Annotated in this window: 25 protein-coding genes and 1 pseudogene; 9 read left to right on the top strand and 17 right to left on the bottom strand. The window is 62.8% G+C overall.

Annotated elements, in window-relative coordinates; genetic code table 11:
* Positions 1-50: 50 nt before the first annotated feature.
* Positions 51-569, top strand: a complete 519-nt coding sequence (locus EJ071_RS25290) for a MarR family transcriptional regulator (RefSeq protein WP_126100284.1) — start codon at positions 51-53, stop codon at positions 567-569.
* Positions 566-1162, top strand: coding sequence for a gamma carbonic anhydrase family protein (locus tag EJ071_RS25285; RefSeq protein WP_126100283.1), 597 nt, complete (start codon positions 566-568; stop codon positions 1160-1162). Before EJ071_RS25290 ends, EJ071_RS25285 begins: the two co-directional genes overlap by 4 nt.
* A 162-nt stretch (positions 1163-1324) precedes the next feature.
* Here the strand turns inward: EJ071_RS25285 and eno are convergent, their stop codons facing one another.
* Positions 1325-2599: a phosphopyruvate hydratase gene (eno, locus tag EJ071_RS25280; protein ID WP_126100282.1), complete on the bottom strand. Its 1275-nt coding sequence runs from the start codon at positions 2597-2599 to the stop codon at positions 1325-1327.
* A gap of 199 nt (positions 2600-2798) precedes the next feature.
* On the opposite strand from eno, the gene EJ071_RS40100 reads away from it, so the two are divergent.
* Positions 2799-2921 (top strand): hypothetical protein, encoded by a 123-nt coding sequence (locus EJ071_RS40100; RefSeq protein ID WP_278077365.1) that lies wholly within the window; start codon positions 2799-2801, stop codon positions 2919-2921.
* A 56-nt stretch (positions 2922-2977) separates the two neighbouring features.
* Here the strand turns inward: EJ071_RS40100 and EJ071_RS25275 are convergent.
* The 3 genes and pseudogenes from EJ071_RS25275 to EJ071_RS25265 all read right to left on the bottom strand — a co-directional run bounded on the left by EJ071_RS25275 (position 2978) and on the right by EJ071_RS25265 (position 5172).
* Positions 2978-4332, bottom strand: a pseudogene (locus EJ071_RS25275) (IS3 family transposase).
* 84 nt (positions 4333-4416) lie between these two features.
* Positions 4417-4782 (bottom strand): PRC-barrel domain-containing protein, encoded by a 366-nt coding sequence (locus EJ071_RS25270; protein WP_126100281.1) that lies wholly within the window; start codon positions 4780-4782, stop codon positions 4417-4419.
* Between the two features lie 186 nt (positions 4783-4968).
* Positions 4969-5172 carry a dodecin family protein gene (locus tag EJ071_RS25265; RefSeq protein ID WP_126100280.1) on the bottom strand — a complete coding sequence of 68 codons (204 nt, stop codon included), beginning with the start codon at positions 5170-5172 and terminating at the stop codon, positions 4969-4971.
* 141 nt (positions 5173-5313) lie between these two features.
* On the opposite strand from EJ071_RS25265, the gene EJ071_RS25260 reads away from it, so the two are divergent.
* Positions 5314-6003 (top strand): hypothetical protein, encoded by a 690-nt coding sequence (locus tag EJ071_RS25260; RefSeq protein ID WP_126100279.1) that lies wholly within the window; start codon positions 5314-5316, stop codon positions 6001-6003.
* 14 nt (positions 6004-6017) lie between these two features.
* On the opposite strand, the gene kdsA is transcribed toward EJ071_RS25260, so the two are convergent.
* The 6 genes from kdsA to EJ071_RS25235 form a co-directional block, all read right to left on the bottom strand.
* A complete protein-coding gene (gene kdsA, locus EJ071_RS25255) occupies positions 6018-6863 on the bottom strand; it encodes a 3-deoxy-8-phosphooctulonate synthase (protein WP_126100278.1) in 846 nt (281 codons plus the stop codon).
* Complete coding sequence (locus EJ071_RS25250) at positions 6860-7735, bottom strand: VOC family protein (protein WP_126100277.1); 876 nt, start codon at positions 7733-7735, stop codon at positions 6860-6862. Before EJ071_RS25250 ends, kdsA begins: the two co-directional genes overlap by 4 nt.
* A gap of 74 nt (positions 7736-7809) precedes the next feature.
* Positions 7810-8100 (bottom strand): Dabb family protein, encoded by a 291-nt coding sequence (locus EJ071_RS25245; RefSeq protein ID WP_126100276.1) that lies wholly within the window; start codon positions 8098-8100, stop codon positions 7810-7812.
* Positions 8101-8200: 100 nt separating this feature from the next.
* Entirely contained in the window at positions 8201-8335 is a 135-nt protein-coding gene (locus EJ071_RS40095) for a hypothetical protein (protein ID WP_281058877.1), read from the bottom strand.
* 127 nt (positions 8336-8462) lie between these two features.
* Positions 8463-10436: a bifunctional 2',3'-cyclic-nucleotide 2'-phosphodiesterase/3'-nucleotidase gene (locus EJ071_RS25240; protein WP_126100275.1), complete on the bottom strand. Its 1974-nt coding sequence runs from the start codon at positions 10434-10436 to the stop codon at positions 8463-8465.
* 139 nt (positions 10437-10575) lie between these two features.
* Positions 10576-11841, bottom strand: coding sequence for an NAD(P)/FAD-dependent oxidoreductase (locus EJ071_RS25235; RefSeq protein WP_126100274.1), 1266 nt, complete (start codon positions 11839-11841; stop codon positions 10576-10578).
* A gap of 168 nt (positions 11842-12009) precedes the next feature.
* Here EJ071_RS25235 and EJ071_RS25230 point away from each other — a divergent pair, with 168 nt between their 5' ends.
* Positions 12010-12678 carry a 5-formyltetrahydrofolate cyclo-ligase gene (locus EJ071_RS25230; protein ID WP_126100273.1) on the top strand — a complete coding sequence of 223 codons (669 nt, stop codon included), beginning with the start codon at positions 12010-12012 and terminating at the stop codon, positions 12676-12678.
* Here EJ071_RS25230 and EJ071_RS25225 read toward each other — a convergent pair.
* On the bottom strand, positions 12675-13148 hold the full coding sequence (locus tag EJ071_RS25225; protein WP_059188527.1) for an Lrp/AsnC family transcriptional regulator: 474 nt from the start codon (positions 13146-13148) through the stop codon (positions 12675-12677). The two genes, EJ071_RS25230 and EJ071_RS25225, sit on opposite strands and share 4 nt — an antisense overlap.
* Before the next feature lie 211 nt (positions 13149-13359).
* Between EJ071_RS25225 and ald the strand changes: the two genes are divergently transcribed.
* Positions 13360-14475 carry an alanine dehydrogenase gene (gene ald, locus EJ071_RS25220; RefSeq protein ID WP_126100272.1) on the top strand — a complete coding sequence of 372 codons (1116 nt, stop codon included), beginning with the start codon at positions 13360-13362 and terminating at the stop codon, positions 14473-14475.
* Between the two features lie 541 nt (positions 14476-15016).
* Here ald and EJ071_RS25215 read toward each other — a convergent pair.
* Positions 15017-15484 (bottom strand): DUF1203 domain-containing protein, encoded by a 468-nt coding sequence (locus EJ071_RS25215; protein ID WP_126100271.1) that lies wholly within the window; start codon positions 15482-15484, stop codon positions 15017-15019.
* A 192-nt stretch (positions 15485-15676) separates the two neighbouring features.
* Here EJ071_RS25215 and EJ071_RS25210 point away from each other — a divergent pair, with 192 nt between their 5' ends.
* Positions 15677-16123, top strand: coding sequence for a GFA family protein (locus EJ071_RS25210; RefSeq protein WP_210211881.1), 447 nt, complete (start codon positions 15677-15679; stop codon positions 16121-16123).
* A gap of 38 nt (positions 16124-16161) precedes the next feature.
* Here the strand turns inward: EJ071_RS25210 and EJ071_RS25205 are convergent, their stop codons facing one another.
* Genes EJ071_RS25205 through EJ071_RS25190 form a run of 4 tightly spaced genes read right to left on the bottom strand, consistent with a single transcriptional unit; the run spans position 16162 to position 19406 of the window.
* Positions 16162-16725 (bottom strand): GNAT family N-acetyltransferase, encoded by a 564-nt coding sequence (locus EJ071_RS25205; RefSeq protein ID WP_126100270.1) that lies wholly within the window; start codon positions 16723-16725, stop codon positions 16162-16164.
* A gap of 5 nt (positions 16726-16730) precedes the next feature.
* Positions 16731-17582, bottom strand: coding sequence for a 3-mercaptopyruvate sulfurtransferase (gene sseA / locus EJ071_RS25200; protein ID WP_126100269.1), 852 nt, complete (start codon positions 17580-17582; stop codon positions 16731-16733).
* A gap of 46 nt (positions 17583-17628) precedes the next feature.
* Positions 17629-18372: an alanyl-tRNA editing protein gene (locus EJ071_RS25195; protein WP_126100268.1), complete on the bottom strand. Its 744-nt coding sequence runs from the start codon at positions 18370-18372 to the stop codon at positions 17629-17631.
* The gene (locus tag EJ071_RS25190; RefSeq protein WP_126100267.1) at positions 18372-19406 is read right to left on the bottom strand and encodes a cysteine synthase A; all 1035 of its coding nucleotides are present in this window, start codon (positions 19404-19406) and stop codon (positions 18372-18374) included. Before EJ071_RS25190 ends, EJ071_RS25195 begins: the two co-directional genes overlap by 1 nt.
* A gap of 293 nt (positions 19407-19699) precedes the next feature.
* On the opposite strand from EJ071_RS25190, the gene EJ071_RS25185 reads away from it, so the two are divergent.
* Both EJ071_RS25185 and EJ071_RS25180 read left to right on the top strand, forming a co-directional pair.
* A complete protein-coding gene (locus EJ071_RS25185; RefSeq protein WP_126100266.1) occupies positions 19700-20548 on the top strand; it encodes an SDR family NAD(P)-dependent oxidoreductase in 849 nt (282 codons plus the stop codon).
* A gap of 69 nt (positions 20549-20617) precedes the next feature.
* The gene (locus EJ071_RS25180) at positions 20618-21607 is read left to right on the top strand and encodes an alpha/beta fold hydrolase (protein ID WP_126100265.1); all 990 of its coding nucleotides are present in this window, start codon (positions 20618-20620) and stop codon (positions 21605-21607) included.
* Positions 21608-21672: 65 nt separating this feature from the next.
* On the opposite strand, the gene EJ071_RS25175 is transcribed toward EJ071_RS25180, so the two are convergent.
* A complete protein-coding gene (locus tag EJ071_RS25175) occupies positions 21673-23115 on the bottom strand; it encodes a DEAD/DEAH box helicase (protein ID WP_126100264.1) in 1443 nt (480 codons plus the stop codon).
* Between the last annotated feature and the right edge of the window lie 43 nt (positions 23116-23158).

Here is a 23158-nt window from a genome sequence, read left to right as displayed (position 1 = left end):
TGGTCGCACAAAACAGTTGACGTTGCCATGAAGTTATATATGCATACGCTATGCAATTGTTGGACGCCAATAAACTCGGCGCGCTCGGCGCCATGATTCGCGACCGGACGGAAGCGTCGTTGAGAGAGCTTTCGCCGAGCGCGGCGGCGGTGCTGTCGATGCTGCACTTCAAGCCGGGGCTGACGACGACGGAACTCGCCGAGGTCGTCGGTGTCAGCCAACCGACTGCCGTGCGTTTGATCGACGGGCTGGAGCGGCAGGCGCTGATTGAGCGCGGCAAACCGGAGGGTCGTGTCACGCCGCTGGCGCTGACGGAGAGCGGCCACGGCCAGGTCAAGGAGATGCAGGCTCTCCGACTTGCCGTGCTCGACGGATTGCTGTCGGCACTGCGACCGGATGAGCGGCGGCGCTTTGTTTCGATGCTGGATAAGATTCTTGCCGGCGCAACAACCTCCCGCGCCTTCGCGCGGACAACGTGCCGCCTCTGCGAACATGACCTCTGCGGAGCTGAGGTTTGCCCGATCGGCTGTCGCGCGGCTGAGATCGAGAAACAGGAGAGCGAGCGATGATCATTTCTTACGCGGGGCATTCACCAGTGATCGATACCGATGCGTGGGTCGCTCCGGACGCCACCGTCTGTGGCGATGTCGCCATTGGCGCTGGCAGCCGGATAATGCATGGCGCCCGCCTTGTGGCGGAGGCGGGCGGCTCGATCCGCATCGGCCGCAACTGCATCGTGCTGGAGAACGCCGTGATCCGCGCCACGGCACGCCACCCTTGCACGATCGGGAACCATTGCATCGTCGGCCCCAATAGCCACGTGGTTGGCGCAGAAGTCGCAGACGAGGTCTTCATCGCTACGGGCGCGGCGGTTTTCCATGGTGCGCATATCGAGCGTGGCTCGGAGGTTCGCATCAATGGCACCGTTCACCTGCGCACCCACCTCGAGCCTGGCACGGTCGTGCCGATCGGCTGGATCGCGGTTGGCGATCCAACCCAAATCCTGCCCCCGGACCAGCACGAGGCAATCTGGTCCCGGCAGAAACCGCTCGATTTCCCAGGCTTCGTCTACGGCGTCGACCGAAGCCTTCCCGATGTGATGCAGAAAATAACGGGAAGCCTCTCGGCGGCGCTGGACGTGCATCGCACGGAAAGCGTGTGAGCGGCGGCAGCCTTCCACAGGATCGGTGCATGTCGCCAAAACGCGCCGCAGCCTGGCGGCGACATGCATCTAACCTCAAGGTGCGCCGCCTGAGGTCATGCGGCGCTCCCTGGTGGGCTGGACGAATGACCTGCCGTTACGTTCCCTGGAAATTGCTCAGAATCAGCCTTTGATCACCGATTTGCCAGCGTAGCGTGCCTGCTTGCCGAGTTCTTCCTCGATGCGGATGAGCTGGTTGTACTTGGCCATGCGGTCCGAGCGCGACAGCGAGCCGGTCTTGATCTGTCCGCAATTGGTCGCCACCGCAAGGTCGGCGATGGTCGAATCCTCGGTCTCTCCCGAACGGTGCGACATGACGGCGGTGTAGCCGGCCTTGTGCGCGGTCTCGACCGCGTCGAGCGTTTCGGTCAGCGAGCCGATCTGGTTGACCTTGACCAGGATCGAGTTGGCGACGCCCATGCGGATGCCGTCGCGCAGCCGCGCCGTGTTGGTGACGAACAGGTCGTCGCCGACGAGTTGGGTCTTCGTGCCGATGAGGTCGGTCAGGATCTTCCAGCCCTCCCAGTCGTCCTCGGCAAGGCCGTCCTCGATGGTGATGATCGGATAGTCGGAAGCGAGCTTGGCAAGGTATTTGGCCTGCGCCTTCGGATCACGCGTCTTCTTCTCGCCCTCATAGACATAATTGCCGTCCTTGAAGAACTCGGTCGCGGCGCAGTCGAGGCCAAGCGCCACGTCCTCGCCAGGCTTGAAGCCGGCCTTCTCGATCGATTCCATGATGAAATCGAGCGCCGACGGCGCGCTCTTCAGGTTAGGGGCGAAGCCGCCCTCGTCGCCGACATTGGTGTTGTGGCCGGCGTCCTTCAGCTTCTTGCGCAGCGTGTGGAAGATCTCCGAGCCCCAGCGCACGCCGTCGCGCAGCGTCGGCGCGCCGACCGGCAGGATCATGAATTCCTGGAAGTCGATCGGGTTGTCTGCATGGGCGCCGCCGTTGATGATGTTCATCATCGGCACCGGCAGGATGTGCGCCTTGGTGCCGCCGACATAGCGGTAGAGCGGCAGGCCGGCGGCCTCCGCCGCGGCCTTGGCGATCGCCAGCGACACGCCGAGGATGGCATTGGCGCCGAGCCGGCTCTTGTTCGGCGTGCCGTCGAGCTCGATCATCGTCTGGTCGATGTGGATCTGGTTCTCGGCCTCCATGCCGCCGATCGCCTCGAACAGCTCGCCGTTCACGGCCTCGACCGCACGCTCGACACCTTTGCCGAGATAGCGCGGCCCGCCGTCGCGCAGCTCGACCGCCTCATGCGCGCCGGTCGAGGCGCCCGACGGCACCGCGGCGCGGCCCATCGAGCCGTCTTCCAGCACCACGTCGACCTCGACGGTCGGATTTCCACGGCTGTCCAGGATTTCACGCCCGACTATGTCGACGATGGCGGTCATTGCGATGTCCCCGATTGATCGATTGAAGCGTCGCGCCCCTCTTAGCCAAAGCACCGCAAAAGGCAATCGGGCCGTCCGCAAATATTGCCGGCGGCTGGATTCACGAAGCGCAAATTTCTGTCATCATAAGTCATGCCCGCCAGGCGGGGTTCTGATTTATGTTCGAGTCTGCGCGGGGCGAAACAGGAGGAGTTTCGCCATGTCCCAGTTGAGCGGTATCGTGAGTTTGTTTCTGATCGCGGCGGCGTTTCTGACGTCCTGCGACAGCCAGAAGCCCCAGCAAAGCTCGATGGAGCTTTCTACCCTCCGCGCGGCGGAGTAGAGGACCAGATGCACGAAGGCCCCCGGATTTGAACTGACCCCGTAAAGTTGGACGGTTCATTGAGCTGGTAGATTTAAGGGCTGGGTCCTGTATTGCACAGGGGCCAGCCCTTTCAGTTTCAGTTTGATGCGGCGGTGGTTGTAATAGTCGATGTAGCCCTTGATGGCCGTATCGAGGCTTTGGACAGTGTCGAACCTTTCCGGATGGAAGAGCTCGGACTTGAGTGTGGCGAAGAAGCTCTCCATCGGTGCGTTGTCGAGGCAATTGCCTTTGCGTGACATGCTCTGTGCAAGGCCTCTGGCCTCCAGCCTGCGCTGGAATGCCGACATCTGGTATTGCCATCCCTGATCGGAATGCAGGATCGGCCGCTCGTCCTCGTTGAGCCGGGCGAAGGCTTTGGTCAGCATGTTGTCCACCAGTTTGAAGCGCGACCGGCGCGCCGTCTCGAAGGCGACGATCTCGCCATTGTAGAGATCCATGATGGGAGACAGGTAGAGCTTGTCGCCGGCCACGCTGAACTCCGTCACGTCGGTCACCCATTTGCGGTTGGCGCGGTCGGCGCCGAACTTGCGCTGCAAGAGATCGGGAGCGGTCCGCCCGATCTCGCCCCTGTAGGAACGATACTTCTTCGGCCTGACCAGTGACTTCAATCCCATCCCGGCCATCAGGCTCTGGACGGTCTTGTGGTTGACGCATTGGCCCAACTGGCGCAGTTGCACGGTCACCCGGCGATAGCCATAGCGGCCCTTGTGGCTGTCGAAGATGGCCTTGATCGCCTCCTTCAGCGCCGCATGACGGTCCGGGCGCGAGGCCGCCTTTTGCCTGTAATAGAACGTGCTGCGCGGCAGCTTCGCCAGGTCGAGCAGGTCCTTAAGCGGATAAAACGGCCTTAACGCTTGGACGGCTTGCGCTTTTTGGGCGCATGTTCCTGCGTTAAGGCCTTCAGTTTTTTTAGGTAGGCGTTCTCCATCCGCAACTGCTTCAACTCGGCCAGCAATTCTTCGCGGCTTTTGGCCTCGTCACTGGCTGCAACAGGCACCGCAGGGGCCGGCGGCTTTGACATGGGTCGTCCTCTAGGGCGGGGGCCGAGCGCCTCTATCCCACCCGCATGATAGTGCTTCTCCCAGCCCGTCAGGCAACCGGAATTGCGGATATTGAACAGCGTCGCCGTCTGGCGATGCGACAGACCGTCCTTCCACATCCGCTCGAGCACCGACAGCTTGAACGCCACATCGTAACGACCGTACTTCCGCGACAGCCCGGCATCGCCATGCGCCTGGTACAAAGCAACCCACTTGCGCACAGTCGCCGCGTCAACTCCACGCTTAGACGCCGCACTCGCGTAGCTTTCATCCCCGCACAAATAGCTATCGACAACCGAGCGCTTGAAACGCGCACTGTGTTTGGACATGCAAAACCCCCGAAGGTTGTGTCCAACTTTCGGGGGTCAGTTCAATTCCGGGGGCCTTTCGATTCCGATCCGCCGCTTAAGCGGTCAATGCCAGTAGGGCTTTATGTGGTAATATTCGAAGGACGCATCGCGCGCCGCTTCGCCGTCGGCGCCGGTCAGCTCCTTGATCGAGTACGCGGGTGCCGCCTTGAGCTGGTCCTTGGTGAAAGGCACGACGTAACCGCCCTTCTCCGGGTCGTAGTCGAGGCTCGCCCATGGGATGGCATGGTATTTCTCTCCCATGCCGAGGAAGCCGCCGAAGCCGATGACTGCGAACATGATGCCGTTCGACATCTTGTCGAGCATGACATCCTCGACGCTGCCGATACTGTCGCCTTCGGTGTTGTAGACCGAGGTGCCGATGACGCGCGTGGCGGCAATGGCTTCGGTGTGACCAGACGGGGTAGTCATAGGGGTGCTCCTCTCAATTGCTTGCCTGTCTGGACAATGAGAGGAGCGAACGAAGGTTCCAGACTTTCCGCTGGCGGCCTGATCCTAAAGCGCGTCGCGATCTTTCAGATTCGCTCCATGCGCTTAGCTTCTGATTTTACGCATGTCTTTGTCCCGAAACCGGTTCCCACTTTCGGGAGACATGTTTTAATCGGTGAGGATGAAGGTGACCTTCATGTTGACGCGATAGGCGGCAATCTTGCCGCCCTGGACGACGATCTTCTGGTCCTTGATCCAGGCGCCCTCGACGTTCTTCAGGGTCTTTGCGGCGCGCGCAATGCCCTCCTCGATTGCATCCTGAAAGCTCTTCGAGGACGACGACGTGATTTCGGTGACGCGGGCGACAGACATTGGCTTCCTCCTGCCAAGGCGCTCAGTTGCGCAGGCGAGCCTACAGCCGGCGGTTGCCAGCGACAAGCCATGAGAAGTTGAGGCTCATCGCCATTGTCACGCAGTCGCACTGCATGGCATTGTTGCGTCAGGGAGCTTGGGATGAGCCAAAAGCGCAATCGGCGGCAGGCTGCGGCGCAAGCGCCGGCGCCAACGATCGACGCCAACGCCGCCAATGCGTCCAGCGGATATTTCTTTGCCGGCACCATGGGCCTGATCGGCATCTTGATCGTCTGGTACTTCGAGCTTCCGCTCAACTTCGACGTCACCGATCGTGAATTCAACCCGCTGATCTTCATCCCGGTCCTGTTCGTCCTCATCGCGCTTTACGCACTGCTGAAGGCGATCCGCGACACGTTGCGGGTTCGCAAGTTCGGCGCGACGACACTGGTCGCCGGAGCGGCGACGCCTGGCAAGCGCTTCGAAGGTTCGCTGCGATCAAGCCGCGATCTGGCTCCGGACGGCGATTACAGGGTGCAACTGCGGTGCATCCGTACCTACCGGGTCGGCGGACCGATTGCGAGAACCAGCGGGACGCAAAAATCGACCTACAAGGATGAGCTGAGGTGGCAGGAAACGGTGGTCGTGCCACGCGCGTCGGTCCGGTCGAGCGCAGGCATTTCCTTCGCCTTCCAGATCCCGCCCGACGCGCTGCCGTCCAAAGGGCCGCCCGTATATGAGCGGGTGCATGACAATGTGCGATGGATCCTGACCGTCAGCGCTCCCATGCGGGGGCTGGACTATTACGCCGTCTTCGCAATCGACATGCTTGGCGCCGGCCGTAGCGAATAACGAGGGACGAGACTTTAGCGCCCCTTGGCGACGCGGTCGAACGCCATCAGCTTTTCCAGCAAAGCCGGCATGTCCTTGAGAGGCACCATGTTGGGCCCGTCGGAAGACGTCGAGTTGTCCGGATCATTGTGGGTCTCGATGAAGACGCCGGCAACGCCGACGGCGACGGCCGCGCAAGCCAGTGTTGCGACGAAGCGGCGTTCGCCGCCGGAGGACCCACCCTGCCCGCCCGGTTGCTGCACGGAATGGGTGGCGTCGAAAATCACTGGAGCACCGATCTCGGCCATGATCGGCAGCGCGCGCATGTCCGACACCAGCGTGTTGTAACCGAATGAGGCGCCACGTTCGGTGGTCAATACATTCGGGTTGCCGGAGCCGGTGATCTTGGCGACGACATTCTTCATGTCCCACGGTGCCAGGAACTGACCCTTCTTCACATTGACGACCTTGCCCGTCCGCGCCGCTGCGACAAGCATGTCGGTCTGGCGCGAAAGGAAAGCCGGGATCTGCAGGACATCGACATGCGGCGCCACGATCGCGCATTGCTCCTCGGTGTGGACGTCGGTCAGCACCGGCAGCGAAAACGTCTTGCGCAGATCGTCGAAGATCGGCATCGCCGCGTCCAGCCCGGCGCCGCGCGTCGCCGACAGCGAGGTGCGGTTCGCCTTGTCGTAGCTGGTTTTATAGACGAGGCCGATGCCAAGCTTGGCGGTCAACTCCTTCAATGCGCCGGCCATGTCGAAAGCGTGCTGGCGCGATTCGAGCTGGCAAGGGCCGGCGATCAGCGACAAGGGCGCATTGTTCGCGAAGACGACCTTGCCGACAGTTACCGATGCATTGGGCGCCAGGGGCTCGCTCATGGGATCTCCCGAAAGATGAAGGCCGCGCCCTGACCGGGCGCCGGCGGCACGACGATCTCGTCGCCGCTCATGTTGTGTTCGACCGCGTTGGCCGCAAGTAGATGCGTGGCGGCGGCAATGCTGCGAACCGCAAAGATGATGGCCGTAAATCGCAGGTCCGAAGGGCCGCCCGCCGAAACGCCGAAGCGCGAGGCGAAAGCGTCGGGCGACAAAACGGTCAAGGTCGCGTTGGGCAATCGAATCTTCTCATCGTCGTTCGCATCCTGCCCGGCGGCGGTCGACAGCAGGCCGGACTGGCTCGACGGCCTGTCGCTCACCGCGACGATCTCGACGATGCCGGTCGCCCCATTGGCATGCGCCTGCAGGGCCGTGCGGTCGATCTTCGGCGCATTGATCCGCTGGCAGGCGAAGAGGAATGCGTCCGTTGCTTTTCTCTCGGCCACGAACGCCAATTTGAACGATGCCGTGTCGCTTTTGCCCGCGGCGTCGGTGAAGGCGCGCGAAAAGCTCAGCATGTCTCCCGCCGACAATCCAGCCTCGGCATAGCGCGCATGGTCGGCATCGGCATCGGCGGTTCCGAAAACAACGGCGGAAAAACCCTCGTCGCCAAGCTTGTTGCGGTAGAGGCGGTCGCGCGCGACGAAGACGTTGCCCTCGCCTATCGCCTGCCCCGCCGTGCGTTCATCGCCGACGGCCAGCGGCTCCAGATAGGTGCCGTCAGCGAAAAAGACGCAAGCGTTCTCGGTTCCGAAAGGGTGGACGCCGATCGGCGCGACGACAAAGCCGAGAGACGAAAGGCGCTGCCTCGCGATCTCCAGGCTCTGCGTGGGCAGGACGAGATGATCGAGCGGGTGGGGCGAAGTTTTGATCATGCAGGCGCGATGTGCCTCATTCCGGAAACCGGTTCAAGCCCGGCGTTGGCGAAGCGAGCTGGATTGCCTCTGGCTCAGGCTGCGGCCACGACGTCCGCCGAATAGCGCAGCTCGCGCAACGGCTTCACCTTGCTGGTCGTCTCCGCATAGACAGGATGTGCTTTATAAGCGGCAAGCGATGCCTCGTCCTCGAACTCGGCGTAGACGACCACGTCGATCGCGTTGGAGAACAGATCGACCTTGGTGTTGAGCGTCACCTCGAAATGTTTCGAATGCGGGATCTTGCCCAGTGCCTGCAGGCCCGACCGCACGGCCTCCACATCCTCCTTGCGCCGCACGCTGAAGAAAACGATGTGCCGGATCAATCCAGCCTCCTTGATCGACGGATAAGCGCGTTTTTTGTGGGAGCAGGGTCGTCGCGTCAACCGGCAACGATGTCGCGCCCTGCCGTCGAGGCTCTGACAGTCAGGCCGCGCCGGTGACGTAGCGCACGATGCGCGATATCTCCCTGACGGTCGCATCGAGGTAGTAGCCCTGGTTGTAGAGGCCGTCCCAGATCAGGAAGAAGGTGATGGCAACGATGACGATCACATAACGCATGGCTAAAGCTAACCCATGTGGTTGGCCGGAACCAGAGTGCCTTGATGGCAATTGCTCCAACTCACCATTTTCTACCAACACATTTTAGCGATGCGATACGGCGCCGGCCGAACTGTCCGCCGCAGCCTCAAAGCATGATGCGGTATTTGGCGAAACCCGCCTCACCCTCGCCGGCCGGCTCGATTTTCAGCGATTTCACCTGATCGATGAAATCCTTCGCCCTGGGTCCGGTCTCGAAGACGACGCTGGTTCCAGGCAACGGCGCGAACGACCAGTTGCCGTCAGCCGACGGATTGATCGTGCCCTCGCTGATGACGTAGCGCACGATCACGTCGCGGTTGGTATCCGGCGCCTCGTAGATGATCTTCGAGGCGTTGATGTCGGGGAAATTGCCGCCGCCGCCGGCGCGGTAATTGTTGGTGGCGACAACGAATTTCGCTGCAGGATCAATAGGTTTGCTGTCGAATTGAAGGTCGACGATACGGTTGGAGCCGGCGTTCGCTATGCCGCCCTTCGAATCGTATTTCGGCGGCTGCGACAAGTCGATCCTGTAGCTGACGCCGTCGATGACGTCGAAATTATAGGACGGAAAATCGGTGTTGATCAGCGGCTGGTCCGCCTTGCCGGGCTCGATCCTGTTGAAGATGCCGGCCGACATCTCCAGCCATTCCTTCACCTGCGCGCCGGTGATTTCCACCGCCCGCACGGTGTTCGGGTAGAGGTAGAGGTCCGCAACATTCTTGATGGCGACGTCGCCCACCGGAACGTCGGTATAGTAGTCGGCGCCATTGCGGCCGCCGGCCTTGAAGGGCGCTGCCGCCGACAGGAGCGGCACATCCTTCCACTGGGTGCTCTTCAATATGTCCTTGAGATACCAGCTCTGCGCCTGATTGACGATCTGCACCGACGGATCGTCGGCAACGAGAGCGAAATAGGAATAGAGCGGCGCCGAGGTCTTGCCGACCGGACGTCGGACATAGGCGAGCGTCGCTTCATGGTCCTGCGCGAGCGCCGCGATGATGCGCTTGTCGTCGCCGACTTTCGCCTTGTTCTTGTTGTCGACGCGTTCGTAGATCGGCCGCGCCTCGGAGGTCGCGGAAACGACCCGCCATTTCGAGCCGTCGCGCTCCAGCAACAGGTCGATCAGGCCCATATGCGAGCCCCAGAAGCCGCCCATCACCGCCGGTTTGCCCTGCAGCGTGCCCTTCCCGGTATCGACGCCCTCTAGCGCCTGGAAATCCTTCTTGCCAGGGAAGACGAGGTGCTGGTGTCCGGTGAAGACCGCATCGATGCCATCGACGCCGGCGACGAAGAACGAGGCGTTCTCCATCTTCTCACCTTGCTTGATGTCGATACCGGAATGCGAGAGCGCGATGACGATGTCGGCGCCCTCTTCCCTTATCTGCGGGACCCAGGCCCTGGCCGTCTCGACGATGTCGCGCGTCTGCACATTGCCTTCGAGGTTCTTCAGGTCCCAGACCATGATCTGCGGCGGCACGAAGCCGATGACGCCGATCCGGATCGGCTGCTCGGCGCCTGCCCCGTCTTTGATCTTCTTGTCGAGGATGACATAGGGCTTGAGGTAGAGCTTGTCGTCGCGCGGATTTGTGGCAAGCGTGGTGCCGCGGATTAGGTTCGCACATACGAACGGGAAATTGGCGCCGGCCAGCACCTTGTCCATGAAGGAGAGGCCGTAATTGAACTCGTGGTTGCCGAGTGTCGAGCATTCGTAGCTGAGCAGGTTCATGCCCTTCATGATCGGATGCAGATCGCCATCCTTCATGCCCTTCTCATAGGCGATGTAGTCGCCCATCGGATTTCCCTGCAGCAGGTCGCCATTGTCGATCAGCATCGCGTTGGTGGCTTCCTTGCGCACCGCGTCGATCAGCGAGGCCGTGCGCGACAGGCCCATCGTGTCGTTCGCTTTGTCGGCGTAATAGTCATAGGGCAGCAGATTCACATGGATATCGGTGGTCTCCATGATCCTGAGATGCGCCTGATTGGCCTGAGCGCGGGCGGAGAACGGATGCAGCATGATCAGCGCTCCGCCGGCGACGGCTCCGGCCAGGAACTCACGGCGAGTAACGAACGGCTGTGACATTGCTTCCTCCTCCTCGACAACGCGACAGCCCCTGCCCCGAGCGCCGAGCATGGCGTCCGAGGCGCTGCGAGTCCACGTCTGTTGGAAGCCTGTTGATCACGACAAGGTGACGCGTCGATGAAACAGGCGCGGCGGGCAATCAGCCCTTGTCGGCGTCGCCCTGGGTGATCAGCCGGGCGCTGCGCTGCCCGGTGAAATAAATCCATAGCCAGCTAAGCGTAACCGCGAGCCGGTTGCGGAAATCGATCAGAAAATAGATGTGCGCAATCCCCCAAAGCCACCAGGCGAGCCAGCCGGTGAGCTTGATCCAGCCGAAATCGATTGCCGCGGCGCGCTTGCCGATCGTTGCCAGGTCGCCGTCATGCCGATAGCGGAACGGACGCGGCGCCTTGTCGCCGGCGAGCCGCGCCTTGATGGTCGAGGCAACATGCTTGCCCTGCTGCTTGGCTGCGGGTGCAACGCCCGGCACCGGCTTTCCATCCGGCCGCAACAGATGCGCCGTGTCGCCAATGACGAATATCTCGGGGCTGCCCGGCACGGTGAGATCCGGCTCGACCAGCACCCTGCCCGCACGGTCGGCTGTCGCTCCCAGCCATTCCGCTGCCGGCGAAGCGGCGACGCCCGCTGCCCACAGGATGGTCCTTGCGGGCAGATGGGTATCGCCAAAGACGACGCCTTCGGCGTCCAGATGCGTGACGGGGCGGCCGAGTTCGACTGTCACGCCAAGCCGCTCCAGCGCTTTCTGCGCATAGGCCGAGAGTTCCGGCGCAAAATTGGCAAGGATCCGGTCGCCGGCTTCGATCAGCACCACGCGCGCCTGGCGCGTGTCGATGTTGCGGAATTCGCCGCGCAGCGTGTCATGCGCGAGCTCGACAATGGTGCCGGCAAGCTCCACGCCGGTTGGCCCGCCGCCAACGATGACAAGCGTCAGCAGGGCCTGGCGCTTGGCGGGATCGGTCTCGCGCTCGGCCTCTTCGAACGCGAGCAAGATGCGGCGCCGGATCGTGGTGGCATCCTCGAGCGTCTTAAGCCCGGGCGCGAAAGGCTCCCATTCGTCGTGGCCGAAATAGGCGTGGCGTGCGCCGGTGGCGAGCACCAGCGTGTCGTAGGCGACCGAGCTGCCGTCCTCCAGCAGAACACGCTTGCCGGCGCGGTCGACGCCGGTGACATTACCCAGAAGCGTCGTCACGTCCTGGCGCCTGCGCAGCAGATGGCGGATCGGCCAGGCAATCTCCGATGTCGCCAGCGAGGTGGTCGCCACCTGGTAAAGCAGCGGCTGGAAAAGGTGGTGATTACGCTTGTCGATCATGGTGATGCGCACTGGCGCGCCGGCCAGCGCGCGGGTGAGCTCGAGGCCGCCGAACCCTGCGCCGACGACCACGACATGATGCTTGGCTTCGTCCATTTCAGTCACCTCGCCAAACCAACCTGACTAGATGTAAGCATTTTTGTGCACTGCAACAACACTGCTGCGGCCACATCCATGCCCCGGAGTCGTCGCCCGGTGTCGTGAACGCGCATGTCGCTCCCGGAGCGCCAGGTATAGCGTGGAGCAGAGGGATAGGAGTGACGCATGACTGACAATCGTGATGACGAAGGTCCGGCCCAATACGCCTCGCCGCCTTGTTTCATGCATGAGCTCGATCCGGCCTATCAGATGCCGCTCACCGACTGGACAGACGTCAGGCGCTGGCGCAAGGCGGAGCGCGAAAGGCTGATCGGCGGCCGACTTGCCGTCTCGGCAGACGCACGAGCGGCGATGTCGACGCGCATTGCGGTGGGCCTCGACGCGCTGGTCGGCGACGTTGCCGGGCGCATGGTCAGCCTCTATTGGCCGTTCCGCGGCGAGCCGGACCTGCGCGGCTGGATGGCTTCGGTCAACGCGCGCGGCGGCCGCACGGCGCTGCCCGTCGTCGTCGAGAAGGCGCGGCCGCTTGTATTCCGCGCCTACAAACCGGGCGACCGGCTGGAGAAAGGTGTCTGGAACATCCCGATCCCGGCCGAGGGCGATCCAGTGCTGCCGGACGTCGTGATCTCGCCTGTCGTCGGCATCGATCCCGGCAACTTCCGGCTGGGCTATGGCGGCGGCTTCTACGACCGTACGCTGGCCGCCATGCCGTTCAGGCCGCTGGTCATCGGTGTCGGCTACGAATTGCAGCGCATCGCCACCATCTATCCGCAGCAGCATGATATCCCGATGACAACTGTGGTGACCGAAGCCTCTGGGGTAAGTGACCGCTAGGCCATCTCCGGCCTCAAGCCGACCGCCGTCCTGTCGACGATTTCGCGCAAGGCGAAGGACGAGTTGATCTTCGTCACATGCGGCATGGCCGACAGCCATTCCTTGTGGATGCGCTCGTAGTCGGCGAGGTCCTTGGCCGCGATACGCAGGATGTAATCGTATTCGCCCGACATCAGGTGGCAGGAGAGCACGTTCGGGCAGCGCTTGATCGCCGCCTCGAAATCCGACAGCGTCTTCTCGAACTGCCCCGACAGCGATATATGCACGATCGCCGTCATCTGATGGCCGAGCGCGGCGTTGGAGAGCCTGGCGTGATAGCCGCGGATGGTTCCGGATTTCTCCAGATTATCGAGGCGCCTGGAGCAGGCCGATTGCGACAACCCTACCTTCTCGGCAAGTGCCGCGTTGGGTATCCGGCCATCCTTCTGCAAAGTCTCCAGAATGGCGATATCAATCCTGTCGAGCGGCATTTTTCGTGAATCCTGCGAAGATACGAGCATTTCGCGCAACGATTATCGAAGATGGTCCTTCGCCGCAAGTGCATTCGCAAACACATACGGAACGATTCGTGATTGACTGCGTCTACTGCATGTCGCCCGAAATCGCGCTGCGTTTTGGTGCTTGCTGCATGCACGAAATGTCAGGGAGAGCGCCCTTTCAAGGGCCGGACAGGAGAAGAAAATGCGCGTCGGCTGCCCCAAGGAAATCAAGAACCATGAATACCGCGTCGGCCTCACGCCCGGCTCGGTCCGCGAATATGTCGCTCACGGCCACGAAGTGTTGGTCGAGACTGGCGCCGGCGCCGGCATCGGCGCGGATGACAACGCCTATCGCGCCGCCGGCGCCACCATCGCCAAGACGGCCGCCGACGTGTTCGCCAAGTCGGACATGATCGTCAAGGTCAAGGAGCCGCAGCCCAACGAATGGGTCCAGTTGCGCGACGGCCAGATCCTCTACACCTATCTCCACCTCGCTCCGGATCCGGAACAGACCAAGGGCCTGCTGGCTTCTGGCGTCACCGCTGTCGCCTATGAGACGGTGACCGACGAGCGCGGCGGGCTGCCGCTGCTGGCTCCGATGTCGGAAGTCGCCGGCCGCCTGTCGATCCAGGCCGGCGCGACCGCGCTGCAGAAGGCCAATGGCGGCCGCGGCGTGCTGCTCGGCGGCGTCCCCGGCGTGCTGCCCGGCAAGGTCACCGTGCTCGGCGGCGGCGTCGTCGGCCTGCACGCCGCGAAGATGGCTGCCGGCCTCGGCGCCGACGTCACCATCATCGACCATTCGATCCCGCGCCTGCGCCAGCTCGACGACATTTTTGGCGGCCGCGTCCATACCCGTTATTCGACCGTCGAGGCGCTGGAGGAAGAGTGCTTCTCCGCCGACATCGTCGTCGGCGCCGTGCTGATCCCAGGCGCCGCCGCGCCCAAGCTCGTCACCCGCGAGATGCTGTCGGGCATGAAGAAGGGCTCGGTGCTCGTCGACGTCGCCATCGACCAGGGCGGCTGCTTCGAGACCTCGCATGCCACGACCCATGCCGATCCGACCTATGAGGTCGATGGCGTGATCCACTACTGCGTCGCCAACATGCCGGGCGCCGTGCCGGTCACCTCGGCGCATGCGCTCAACAACGCGACCTTGCATCATGGCCTGCAACTCGCCGACAAGGGCCTGAAGGCGCTGGTCGACGACCACCACCTGCGCAACGGCCTCAATGTGCACAAGGGCAAGATCACCAACCGCGCCGTCGCCGAAGCGCTCGGCTACGAAATGGTCGAGCCGAAGGCGGTGCTCGCCGCCTGACACCGGAGCAATCCCAGGGAAAAGTGTGTTGCGGTTTCCCGTCCGGAATTGCGCAAAAACAAAGAGATAGAGCGTATCTGCGTTTCTGTGAAACGATGATCCGCTCCAGACAAGAGCTTCCTCCTGTCGCGCCCGCCGGTCCTTCCGGCGGGCATTTTCTTGTTTGGAAAATCCGGGCAACAAAAAAGCGGAGCCAGAGCCCCGCTTCCTCGATGTTGCGACGTGCCGCCGGTCCATCCGCGGTCGGCAATCGATCAACGATTAGCTTTTAGCGCGTTTATACGACGGGAGTACGACAGTTTGCGAAAGCATGCGGTCGGCTCAGCCATGCAAGCCAATCGGTGCCCTCCATTGGTGCTCCTTGTGTGAAATGCTTCACATTCGGCGCCCAAGAAACCTGCCTAGACAGATTTCGTTACCTGATGGCTTCGGCCGCTCTCGGTTTCGGTGCAAACCGGCCCCGCTGGCGGCTTCGCCGAAGGCTTCTGTCACAGACTTCCAACGGCCCGCCAGACCATCGGCGGGCATTTTTTTGCTCCTCTCACTCCCGCTCGATGCGGCACTGGTAGCAATTGTTGCGCGCCGAGCGGACGTGGATGTAGGCGATGTCGTCGCGCTCGAACAAAGTCTCTGCGCGGGCCGCGATATCGCCGGTCGGGGTGACGGCGCCGCTGCCGTAGACGATGCGATCATCCTTGCCGTAGCCACGAACGATGTAGTCGCTGCTTTCGAGGATCTCGGGCAGCGCGTCCGCCTCCGCAGCACGCTCGCATTCGTCCACATGCAGGAAGATCGGCCCGGTTTCGGCGTAAGGCTGAAGCTCCGGGAACGGCCGGAACGCGAGGATGAGATAGCCATCACCGGCGGCAACGTTCTTCATGCAATGCCGGCACGGCACGCCGTCGCCGTCGGAAATCCTTCGTTCGGGCGTGTGGCCGTAGGCGTCGGGCCCTCCGCGCTGCAAGGCGCGCACGGCTTCGCTCGGCAAGGCTTTGAACTGGATGGTCATGGCGAAATCTCCGGTGTCGTCGGCCGGAAATTATGCCTGGGCGACGGCGTCTCCCACCCGATTCCTGCCAAGCGATCACGCGCGTCGCTCAGAGCGCAATATCAAAATATTACGAACCCGAAATCACGACACTGAAGTTATCGGACTCGCCACCCCGGGCGCTCCGCGCCATGATGATGGCAGAAAAAGGCTGTGACGCGCAGGCGGCTGGAGTTTGGCGATGGTCCGAGCATGATTACCGGGGGATGCCTGTGCGGCGCGGTCCGCTACGAAAGCCGCGCGGAGCCGATCACCGCGCGTTTGTGCTGGTGCCGTTTCTGCCAGTACATCGCGGCCGGCAATGCGGCGGTGAGCGTCTGCTTTCTGACGGCGCACATCAAGATTGCCGGCGAGACGCGCGATTACGAGAGCGTGGCCGACAGCGGCAACAGAATGCACCGTCGCTTCTGCCTGGCCTGCGGCGTGCACCTGTTTAGTGAAGCAGAATCGCGCCCGCATCTGATCTTCGTGCGCGGGGGTACGCTTGACGATCCAAGCATGATACGGCCCGCAGCGACGATCTGGACGATCAAGGCGCCTCCCTGGGCTTGCATCGACACCTCGCTGCCGACCTTCGAGGGCCAGCCGCCGGTGGCGTAAGCGGCATCGAGGCAGACGACTGTGCCGCTTCCCCTTGACTATGGCCGCATGACGCTTGCCGAGCGCTCGGCGAAAGTCAGAGGATGCACGACTTCCTTCTTCTGCGCCACCGGCGTAAAGCCGAGCTTCTGGTAAAGCGGCAGTGCTGCCGGATGGTCGAGCGTGCAGGTCTGGACCGTGACGCGCTTCGGCCCGTGCGCCCAGGCAGCCGAAATCGCAGCGCCGAGGAACCAGCGCCCGATGCCCTGGCCGTGCGCGTGTTGCATCATGCCGAAATAGGCGAGTTCCACTTCGTCCGGCAGATGCGGCTTGAGATCGAAAAAGCCGGCAGGGGAGCCGTCGAGGTAAAGCACCCTGATGTCGCGGTCCTCGCGGTGCAGGCCGGCGGCCAGTTCCTCGTCGCTCAGTCTCAGCACATTGACCCAGTGCCATTTGCGCCCAACCCGGTCGATCAGGTAGCGGTAAAAATGCAGCGGGATGTCCTTGGTCTTCAGCAGCGCGATCTGCCGGTTGTAAGGCAGCGGCGGCGACGAGGCCGGCGGCGCATGCATTTCGAGGAACGTGACCGTGACCTCGATATCCTTCGGCACACCGTTTTCCATCGCCGTCATTCCTTGCCCGTCACGACGGGCGTATCGCTCAGCCCGCCCCATTCGGTCCATGAGCCGTCGTACAGCCTGTTGTCGGTATGGCCAAGCGTCTCCAGCGCCAGCGTGATCGCCGCCGCCGTGATGCCCGATCCGCACGAGGTGACGACTGGCTTCGAAAGATCGATGCCGGCATCCTCGATGACCTTGCGCAAGCGGTCTTTAGGCAGCAATTCGCCATTTTCGCCAAGAGCGCCAACCGGAACGTTATGCGCGCCGGGCATATGGCCGGAGCGGACACCAGGACGCGGTTCCGGATCGGTTCCTGCGAAGCGCCCCGGAGAGCGCGCATCGGCGATCTGGCTTTCTCCGCTTCCAACGATCCGGCGCATCTCGTCGAGGCTGACGACCCGGCCTGCATCGAAATCGGCGTAAAAGACGCAAGGCGCAATCTTGGTCTGCTCGGCCGTCACCGGCCGCCCTTCCGTCTTCCAGCGATCGAGGCCGCCGTTCAAGATGTAGACTTGGAAGACGCCCATGACGCGGAACATCCACCACGCGCGCGGCGCAGAAAACAGCCCCGGACCATCATAGACGACAATGGTGTCGTCGGCAGAAACGCCCATGGAGCCGACATATTGCGCGAAGTATTGAGGCGACGCCAATGTATGCGGCAGCTTGGAATCCGGATCGGAAACCTCATCCTGGTCGAGGAAGAGTGCTCCAGGAATATGCGATGCGGCGTATTCGGCGTGGGCATTACGCTTCTGCGCCGGCAGGTACCAGGAGGCGTCTATGATGGTCAGCCCGGGTGTGCCGAGCCGCTTCTCGAGCCAGTCCGCGTCGACGATAAAAGGGCTGTCTTCGTCCATTTTCCTGCTCCTGCCCCGCCTCTCGCGACTTATCCGTCTTGGCCCGTCAGTTCGCCGGCATCGGCCCGAAGCGGATGCGGAAGCGTCGGTTTTCGCGGCCCTTCTTCTCGATCTTGCCGATGTGGATCTCGCCGACCTCACCCGTGCTCTTCACATGGGTGCCGCCGCAAGGCTGGCTGTCGATCGATGCGTTGTCGCCGATGCAGACCAGACGGATCCTGCCGGTACCGACCGGCGGCCGCACGTTCTTCGATTTTACAAGCCCTGGATTGGCCGCAAGTTCCTCGTCGGTGATCAGCCGGGTGAAAATCGGATGGTCGGCCCGCACCAGCTCCATCAGCCTCGCCGTCACGTCGTCCTTGGTGAAGCCGGCATCGGGAATGTCGAAGTCGACGCGGCTGTCGTCCTCGGCAACCGCCGCCCCGGTGATTGGAAACGGGCAGACAACAGTGAGCAGGTGGCAAGCGGAATGCATGCGCATCAGAAGATGCCGCCGCTCCCAGTCGATGGCGAGCCTCAGCTTTTCCCCGACCGCCGGCAAAGCCTGCTCAGGCGCCGGCACATGGATGATCTCGTCCTTGGTCTCGCCGGTGATGGCGGCGGCGATCGCGATGCGGTTGCCGTCGGCGCGTTCGAACAGGCCGGTGTCGCCGGGCTGCCCGCCGGAGGTGGCGTAGAAGATCGTCCGGTCGAGAAGAATGCCGCCGCGGTCGTTGATGGCAACGACTTGCGCATCCGCGGTCCTCAGATAAGCGTCGTCGCGAAACAGCGCTTCGGTCCTCTGCGCCATCACGCCACCTTTTCGAACGGCACCGAGATATCGGCTTTCTCTTCCATCCAGCCGGGCACCGGCAGGTTCTTGCCGCGCAGAAACTCTGGATTGAAGAGCTTCGACTGGTAGCGCGTGCCGTAGTCGGCGAGGATCGTCACGATGGTATGGCCGGGACCAAGCTCGCGCGCCAGCCGGATGGCGCCGGCTATGTTGATGCCGGTCGAGCCGCCGACGCAGAGCCCCTCTTCCTGGATCAGGTCGAAGATGATCGGCAACGCTTCCTCGTCCGGGATCTGGTAGGAGAAGTCCGGTGTGAATCCGTCGAGATTGGCAGTGATGCGGCCCTGGCCGATGCCTTCGGTGATCGAACTGCCATCCGCCTTCAGCTCGCCGCTGGTGTAGAAGCTGAAAAGGGCGGCGCCCAGCGGATCGGCGAGCGCTATTTTGACGTTGTTGCTCTTGCCTTTCAGCCCGATCGCAACGCCGGCGAGCGTACCGCCGGTGCCGACGGCCGACACGAAGCCGTCGACCTTGCCGCCAGTTTGGGCCCAGATCTCTTCCGCCGTCGTGCGGATATGGCCGTCGCGATTGGCGACATTGTCGAATTGGTTTGCCCAGATCGCGCCGTTCGGTTCCGAACGCGCCAGTTGCTCGGCGAGCCGCCCCGACAGCTTCACATAGTTGTCCGGGTTCTTGTAGGGCACGGCCGGCACTTCGATCAGCTCGGCGCCCAGGATCTTGATCGTGTCCTTCTTCTCCTGGCTCTGCGTGTCGGGGATGACGATGACGGTCCGGTAGCCAAGCGCCTTGGCGACCAGCGTCAGGCCGATGCCGGTGTTGCCGGCGGTCCCTTCGACGATGACGCCACCCGGCCGCAGCAATCCGCGCTGCTCGGCGTCCCTAATGATGAAGAGGCCCGCACGGTCCTTGACCGATTGTCCCGGATTCATGAATTCGGCCTTGCCCAGGATCTCGCAGCCGGTCGCGTCCGAAGCCTTGTTGAGCCGGATCAAGGGTGTGTTGCCGATCGCTTCGATCACATTACGAGGCATGAGGATTCCTTTATGCGTGCGGCGAGACCCTAGAAACCGGAAGCCTCGGTTTCAAGGCAAGATTTTGCCTGGTCCAGTCGCATTCCGGACGCTGCAATCCTCGCGATCATTTCAGCGATGCGCTCAAAAGCGCTCTTTTCATCCTATTTCTTCGCCGCTAGAGCACTACAGCTTTGCGCGTCCGACCGGACGCGCAAAGCTGTAGGATTTTAATCTGGCGCATGATTCCTTTCCGAAAACCGGTACCGGTTTTCGGGGTCATGCGCCGAGCCAGACAATTCGCAGGACTTTCAATGGCACTCTACCGGGCAAACCCGAAAGACGGTGTCGCCTGGATCACGGGCGGCAGCAGCGGTCTCGGTCGTGCGCTGGCCAAAGATCTCGCAAGGCAGGGCTATGCCATCGCGGTGACGGCGCTACCGAGCGATCCGGTCGACACGCTGCTGGTCGAGACGGCGCAGATGAGCGGCCATGTGAAATCCTTTCCCTGCGATGTGACCGACGAAGAAGGGATGGCACGGACGGCCGCCGCGATCGAGAACGAGATGGGGCCGATCGTGCTTGCCGTCTTCAACGCCGGCAACTACATCGCCACCCCCGGCGAGCACCTCGTGGTGCGCGATTTCCATCGCTCCTTCGCCGTCAATTATTTCGGCATCGTCAACGGCCTGGTGCCCGTGGTCGACTACATGCGCGCGCGGGGGCGCGGGCATGTCGCCCTTGTCGGATCGGTCACCGCCTATTCCGGCTGGCCGACCACGGCGGCCTATGGCGGCACCAAGGCGGCGATCAACATCCTGGCGGAGTCGTTGAAATACGACTTCGACAAGATGAACATCCGCATTCAGGTGATCAATCCGGGCTTCGTCGACACGCCGCTGACGGAAAAGAACACGCTGCCGATGCCAAGCCTGATGCCTGTGCAACGCGCGTCGCGCCGCATGGTGCGCGGCATCAGAAAAGGCGGCTTCGAAGTCACCTTCCCCTACCACATAAGCTGGCCCTTGAAGCTGCTTGGTCTGTTGCCGCGCCCGATCGGCCGCCTGGTCATCAGCCTGACGACCAGCTGGAAGGCACGGCCGCTGTTTTTCGATCGCAAGATACCGGGCGAGACGGGCCGATCATCGGACAAGGCGAAATAAGCTGGCGAAACCGCGATTGCCTGCCGGCGGATGCGGCCATAGGTTGAGGATTGTTGCTTGGAGTCGGCGATGGGGCGACGGATCGTGCTTGCGGTACTGGGTCTCGCCCTCCTTCTGGTCGCCGGTTTCGTTCTCGGGCCACGTGTTGCCGTCGACACGACGATCCGCTTCGATCCTTCGGTGATCGGCGACGATCCGCAGGCCTATCTGGCGCGCGAAGAAGCCGCCGTGCCCAATATCCGCGATGGGCTGGATAAGGAAATCATCTGGGCGAACCCGGTGATTCACGACAAGACGAAGTTTTCGATCGTCTATATCCATGGCTTCTCAGCCTCGAAGGGCGAGGTTCGTCCGCTGCCCGACGATGTCGCGGATGAACTCGGCGCCAACCTCTTCTACACGCGCCTGACCGGCCACGGGCAGGATGGCGCCGCCATGGCCGAAGGCAGCGTCAATGCCTGGATCAACGATTATGAGGAGGCGCTCGCCATTGGCCGCGCGATCGGCGATAAGGTGATTGTGATTGCCACCTCGACCGGCGCCTCGCTGGCAACTTGGGCCGCAACACAGCCGGGCGCCTCCGACGGCGTCGCGGCGATCGCGTTCATCTCGCCGAATTTCGGCGTCAAGGCGTCCGGCGCCGAGATCCTGACCATGCCCTGGGGCAGAGAGATCGCCGAGCTCGTCGGCGGCAGGGAACGCAGCTTTCCGCCGCGCAACGCGCTGCACGAAAAATTCTGGACCACCAGATATCCGATGTCGGCAACGCTGCCGATGGCGGCGCTCACTGAGCTCGCCTATGGCGCGCCGGTCGAGAAGGCGACCATCCCTGCCCTGTTCATCTTCTCGGATGCCGACAAGGTGGTGCGACCGGACCGCACGCGCGAGATCGCCGGCCGCTGGGGCGGCCCGCACGAGCTGGTTCCTGTCGACGACACCGGCGACCCGGACAACCACGTCATCGCCGGCGATGTGCTGTCGCCGCAGACCACGGGTTTTCTCACTGAGCGTATCGTGGTGTGGGTGAAGGCGCTGATGCAGCAGCAATCAAGCCAGTGAAATGAAAAGCGGCCGGAGCGTCACTCCGGCCGGTCTCTATTTCCGACAAAGCCTTGGCGATGAATTCAAGCCGCCCGGTTCGCCGGCCGCTTGCCGCCGAAGCGGCGCTTGTTGTTGCCCTTGAAGCGCTTGAAGCCGTCAGGCTTACGCTCGCCATTCGGCTTCGCGCCGGCCGGACGCTCGCCTTGCGGCGCGAATTGGCGCTCGCCATTGGGGTTGCCGCCGAAGCGTTTCTTGCCGTTGTTGCCATTGCCGGGACGACGCCCGTCACGACGGCCGCCATGATGCTCGCGGTCGTTGGCCGGTTCGAAATGGCGCTGGGTCTTCTCCTTCGGATCGCGCTGCGGATCAGGGCTTCCGAGATGATCGGCGATCACCGGAAGCTTCATGCGGATGATACGCTCCACCTGCCGCAGCTTGCCGTTCTCCGATGGATCGCAAAGCGTGATCGCTATGCCGTCCCTACCGTTGCGGCCGGTGCGGCCGATGCGGTGGACATAGCTCTCCGCCTCGTCCGGCAGGTCGAAGTTCACGACATGGCTGATGCCGGGCACGTCGATGCCGCGCGCGGCGATGTCGGTCGCGACCAGGATGCGCACCGAGCCGTCGCGGAAATCGTTGAGCGCTTTCTGGCGCGCGTTCTGCGACTTGTTGCCATGGATGACGGCGGCGTTGAAACCGTCGCGGGCAAGATCCTTGGTGACGCGGTCGGCGCCGTGCTTGGTGCGCGAGAACACGATCACCGAGCGCATCGCCTCGTCGGAAAGCATCTTCGACAGCACCTGGCGCTTTTGCTTGGTGCGGGCCAGCACCACGCTCTGCACGATCTCGGCCGCGGTCGTGCTCTGCGGCGCGACTTCGATACGAACCGGGTCCTTCAGCAGGCCCTTGGCGAGGTCGGCGATCTCGTTGGGCAGCGTCGCAGAGAACAGCGCCGTCTGGCGGTCGGGCGCGGTCGCCTTGGCGATGCGCTTGACGTCGTTGATGAAGCCCATGTCGAGCATGCGGTCGCCCTCGTCCAGCACCAGCCATTTGGTGTCGGCAAGAATGAGGTCGCCCTCGCGCACGAGGTCGGTCAGCCGGCCGGGCGTGGCGATCAGCACATCGACGCCGGGCGCGATCTTCTTCACCTGGCTGAAGCGCGAGACGCCGCCAAGCACGAGCGCGGTCGAGATGTGCGCGCCCTTGGCGAGCAGCTTGATGGTGTCCTCGATCTGCACGGCGAGCTCGCGCGTCGGCGCCAGAATCAGCGCGCGCGCCGTCTTCGGGCGGCGCTTGGTGCCGAGGCCGATGATCTTCGACAGGATCGGCAGCGCAAAGGCAGCCGTCTTGCCCGAACCGGTCTGGGCGATGCCGAATATGTCGCGGCCCTCGAGCTGCGGCGGGATCGCCTGCACCTGGATCGGCTTCGGATCGGTGAAGCCGGCGGCATTGGCGGCCTTGAGCAGCGCGCCGGCGATTCCAAGGGTAGCGAAACCGTTCTGTTGCGCCGTGTTTTCGTTGGTCAAAATAGTCTTCTTTCACGCGGCTCCGGGCCGCAAACAGCAATGG

Source organism: Mesorhizobium sp. M1B.F.Ca.ET.045.04.1.1, assembly GCF_003952465.1.
GTDB classification, from domain to species: domain Bacteria; phylum Pseudomonadota; class Alphaproteobacteria; order Rhizobiales; family Rhizobiaceae; genus Mesorhizobium; species Mesorhizobium shonense.
Note: the sequence above shows the minus strand (reverse complement) of the source record. Positions and strands in the feature narration are given on the sequence as shown.

Excerpts from the sequence above, each read along its gene's own strand:
- EJ071_RS25290 (WP_126100284.1), top strand. The coding sequence starts at position 51 with ATGCAATTGTTGGACGCCAATAAACTCGGCGCGCTCGGCGCCATGATT.
- EJ071_RS25285 (WP_126100283.1), top strand. The coding sequence starts at position 566 with ATGATCATTTCTTACGCGGGGCATTCACCAGTGATCGATACCGATGCG.
- eno (WP_126100282.1), bottom strand. The coding sequence starts at position 2,599 with ATGACCGCCATCGTCGACATAGTCGGGCGTGAAATCCTGGACAGCCGT.
- EJ071_RS40100 (WP_278077365.1), top strand. The coding sequence starts at position 2,799 with ATGTCCCAGTTGAGCGGTATCGTGAGTTTGTTTCTGATCGCGGCGGCG.
- EJ071_RS25270 (WP_126100281.1), bottom strand. The coding sequence starts at position 4,782 with ATGACTACCCCGTCTGGTCACACCGAAGCCATTGCCGCCACGCGCGTC.
- EJ071_RS25265 (WP_126100280.1), bottom strand. The coding sequence starts at position 5,172 with ATGTCTGTCGCCCGCGTCACCGAAATCACGTCGTCGTCCTCGAAGAGC.
- EJ071_RS25260 (WP_126100279.1), top strand. The coding sequence starts at position 5,314 with ATGAGCCAAAAGCGCAATCGGCGGCAGGCTGCGGCGCAAGCGCCGGCG.
- kdsA (WP_126100278.1), bottom strand. The coding sequence starts at position 6,863 with ATGAGCGAGCCCCTGGCGCCCAATGCATCGGTAACTGTCGGCAAGGTC.
- EJ071_RS25250 (WP_126100277.1), bottom strand. The coding sequence starts at position 7,735 with ATGATCAAAACTTCGCCCCACCCGCTCGATCATCTCGTCCTGCCCACG.
- EJ071_RS40095 (WP_281058877.1), bottom strand. The coding sequence starts at position 8,335 with ATGCGTTATGTGATCGTCATCGTTGCCATCACCTTCTTCCTGATCTGG.
- EJ071_RS25240 (WP_126100275.1), bottom strand. The coding sequence starts at position 10,436 with ATGTCACAGCCGTTCGTTACTCGCCGTGAGTTCCTGGCCGGAGCCGTC.
- EJ071_RS25235 (WP_126100274.1), bottom strand. The coding sequence starts at position 11,841 with ATGGACGAAGCCAAGCATCATGTCGTGGTCGTCGGCGCAGGGTTCGGC.
- EJ071_RS25230 (WP_126100273.1), top strand. The coding sequence starts at position 12,010 with ATGACTGACAATCGTGATGACGAAGGTCCGGCCCAATACGCCTCGCCG.
- EJ071_RS25225 (WP_059188527.1), bottom strand. The coding sequence starts at position 13,148 with ATGCCGCTCGACAGGATTGATATCGCCATTCTGGAGACTTTGCAGAAG.
- ald (WP_126100272.1), top strand. The coding sequence starts at position 13,360 with ATGCGCGTCGGCTGCCCCAAGGAAATCAAGAACCATGAATACCGCGTC.
- EJ071_RS25215 (WP_126100271.1), bottom strand. The coding sequence starts at position 15,484 with ATGACCATCCAGTTCAAAGCCTTGCCGAGCGAAGCCGTGCGCGCCTTG.
- EJ071_RS25205 (WP_126100270.1), bottom strand. The coding sequence starts at position 16,725 with ATGGAAAACGGTGTGCCGAAGGATATCGAGGTCACGGTCACGTTCCTC.
- sseA (WP_126100269.1), bottom strand. The coding sequence starts at position 17,582 with ATGGACGAAGACAGCCCTTTTATCGTCGACGCGGACTGGCTCGAGAAG.
- EJ071_RS25195 (WP_126100268.1), bottom strand. The coding sequence starts at position 18,372 with ATGGCGCAGAGGACCGAAGCGCTGTTTCGCGACGACGCTTATCTGAGG.
- EJ071_RS25190 (WP_126100267.1), bottom strand. The coding sequence starts at position 19,406 with ATGCCTCGTAATGTGATCGAAGCGATCGGCAACACACCCTTGATCCGG.
- EJ071_RS25185 (WP_126100266.1), top strand. The coding sequence starts at position 19,700 with ATGGCACTCTACCGGGCAAACCCGAAAGACGGTGTCGCCTGGATCACG.
- EJ071_RS25180 (WP_126100265.1), top strand. The coding sequence starts at position 20,618 with ATGGGGCGACGGATCGTGCTTGCGGTACTGGGTCTCGCCCTCCTTCTG.